At 63.6% G+C, this 2,176-nt stretch carries 2 protein-coding genes; both read right to left on the minus strand.

The window, feature by feature from the left end:
• Positions 1 to 35 precede the first annotated feature (35 nt).
• Positions 36 to 1,046: a type I glyceraldehyde-3-phosphate dehydrogenase gene (gene gap, locus ADK28_RS02545; protein WP_048794797.1), complete on the minus strand. Its 1,011-nt coding sequence runs from the start codon at positions 1,044 to 1,046 to the stop codon at positions 36 to 38.
• Positions 1,047 to 1,124: 78 nt separating this feature from the next.
• Entirely contained in the window at positions 1,125 to 2,099 is a 975-nt protein-coding gene (locus ADK28_RS02550; RefSeq protein WP_028128346.1) for a GlxA family transcriptional regulator, read from the minus strand.
• Positions 2,100 to 2,176: the final 77 nt, after the last annotated feature.

The following is a 2,176-nucleotide window of genomic DNA, read 5'->3' on the forward strand; positions in this document are numbered from 1 at the left end:
AAGGAAACTTAAGCGGGCTTTTTGCTGTTGGGCGTTTACAGCCCGCGTTGTTCCATCAGCAGCGCCAGATCGACCAAGCGGTTGGAGAAGCCCCACTCGTTGTCATACCAGGCGAGCACTTTTACCAGGTTGCCGCCGATCACCAGCGTGGACAGGCCGTCGATGATCGACGAACGCGCATCACCCCGATAGTCGCTCGACACCAGCGGTTCATCGCTGTACCCCAGGATCTCTTTCAGCGGGCCGGACGCCGCCGCCGCGCGGAAAGCGGCGTTGATCTCCTCCACCGTCGCCGGGCGTTTCAGCGTCACCGTCAGATCGACGATGGAAACCACCGGCACCGGCACCCGCAGCGAATAACCGGTCAGGCGGCCGTCCAGTTCGGGGATCACCTTGCCGAGCGCCTTGGCCGCACCGCTGGAGTAAGGCACGATCGATTCCGCCGCCGCCCGCGCGCCGCGCAGATCTTTTTCCGGCTGATCGTGCAGCGCCTGGCTGTTGGTGTAGGCATGCGTGGTATTCATCAACCCGTATTCGATGCCGAACGCCTGATGCAATACCTGCGCGGCGGGCGCCAGCCCGTTGGTGGTGCAGCTGCCGTTGCTGACCACCTTATGCAGAGCCGGATCGTAGAGGTGATCGTTAACCCCCATCACCAGCGTGATGTCGTCATTCTTGGCCGGCGCCGAGATAATCACCCGCTTGGCGCCGCCGTGCGTGATGTGCACTTCCGCCTTGGCCTTGTCGGTAAAGAAGCCCGTCGCTTCGATCACCACGTCCACGCCCGCGCTGCGCCAGGGGATCTCGGCGGGATCGCGCTGCGAAAACACCTGAATCGGCCGACCGTCCAGCAGCAGCTGGTTGTCGCCGGCTTCCACCCTGGCCGCCAGCGTGCCGGAAAGCGTGTCGTATTTCAGCAGGTGCGCCAGCGTCTTGCTGTCCGTCAGATCGTTGATCGCCACCACTTCAAAATCGCTGCGCCCCAGCGCCGCGCGCAGCACGTTGCGCCCGATCCTGCCGAAGCCGTTAATGCCTACTCTCACCATGATGCACTCCTCGTTTTTGGGCTTTGCCTAAAATCTAGCGCCGACCAGAAACGGCGTAAATGACGTTTACCAATCAATTTACGCCAAATTGCGCGCATGAAAGCGCTCGCGGTATTCGCTCGGGGTCAGCTGCAGTTTGCGTTCAAACACCCGCCGCAGGTTAAGGCCGTTGCCGAAGCCGGTGGCCAGGGCAATCTGCTCGATGCCTTCCGCGCTCTGTTCGAGGCGCTGCCTGGCGGTATGCAACCGCCCCTCTTCGACGAATTTGGCGGGAGAAATGCCCGTCTCGCGGGTGAACACCCGGGTAAAGTTGCGCGGGCTCATCGCCACGCGCTCGGCCAACCGATCGACGCTGAGATCGTCGGCGAGGTTTTCCAGGATCCAGGATTGCAGGTCACGGATCGGCCCCGGCGATTTGGCCTGGTTGAGCGGATAGCGGCTGAACTGCGCCTGCCCGCCGGGGCGACGCAGAAACATCACCAGATCCTGCGCCACTTCGCGCGCCTGCACGAAGCCGTAATCATCCTCCACCAGCGCCAGCGTCAGATCGAAGCCGGAGCTGACGCCGCCGGAGGTCCAGATCGGCCCGTCCTGCACGTAGATTGGGCCGTTTTCGACCTGCACTCGCGGGAAGCGCGCCTGCAGCGTCTCCGCCAGCCGCCAGTGGGTGGTCGCCCGCCGCCCGTCCAGCAACCCGGCTTCGGCCAGCAGCAGAGCCCCGCCGCAAACCGAAGCGATACGGCGCGCCTGCGGCGCCGCGCGACGCAGCCAATCGGCGACCAGGGCGCCCTCTTCTTCGGTCGCCCCCTTGCCGGCGACGATCACGGTATCGCGCGGCTGGGCCGGATCGAGATCCGCCAGGCGATGATCGGCCAACAGGCTCAGCCCGGACAGGCCGTGCACCACCCGGTGAGATTGCGTGGTGGCGACCGCGATCTGATACAGCGGCGTCTCGGCAGGGCTCAGGCGATTAGCCTGCATCAGGATATCGGCGATGCCCGCCGCTTCGAACAGCATGCCCCCTTCAGGGACGATAATCAGGAATGAGTGCATGGCGATAATATAAATAACAATCAAAACAGGCCAGGCGACCACTGTATAAGAAAAGCCCCGTCGGTTCACCCTGCGGG

Origin of the sequence: Serratia sp. 506_PEND, from assembly GCF_001076875.1 — a bacterium.
GTDB lineage: Bacteria > Pseudomonadota > Gammaproteobacteria > Enterobacterales > Enterobacteriaceae > Serratia > Serratia marcescens.

What these genes read in the sequence shown, in the direction of transcription:
- gap (WP_048794797.1), bottom strand. Translation starts at nt 1,046, where the DNA reads ATGGTGAGAGTAGGCATTAACGGCTTCGGCAGGATCGGGCGCAACGTG.
- ADK28_RS02550 (WP_028128346.1), bottom strand. Translation starts at nt 2,099, where the DNA reads ATGCACTCATTCCTGATTATCGTCCCTGAAGGGGGCATGCTGTTCGAA.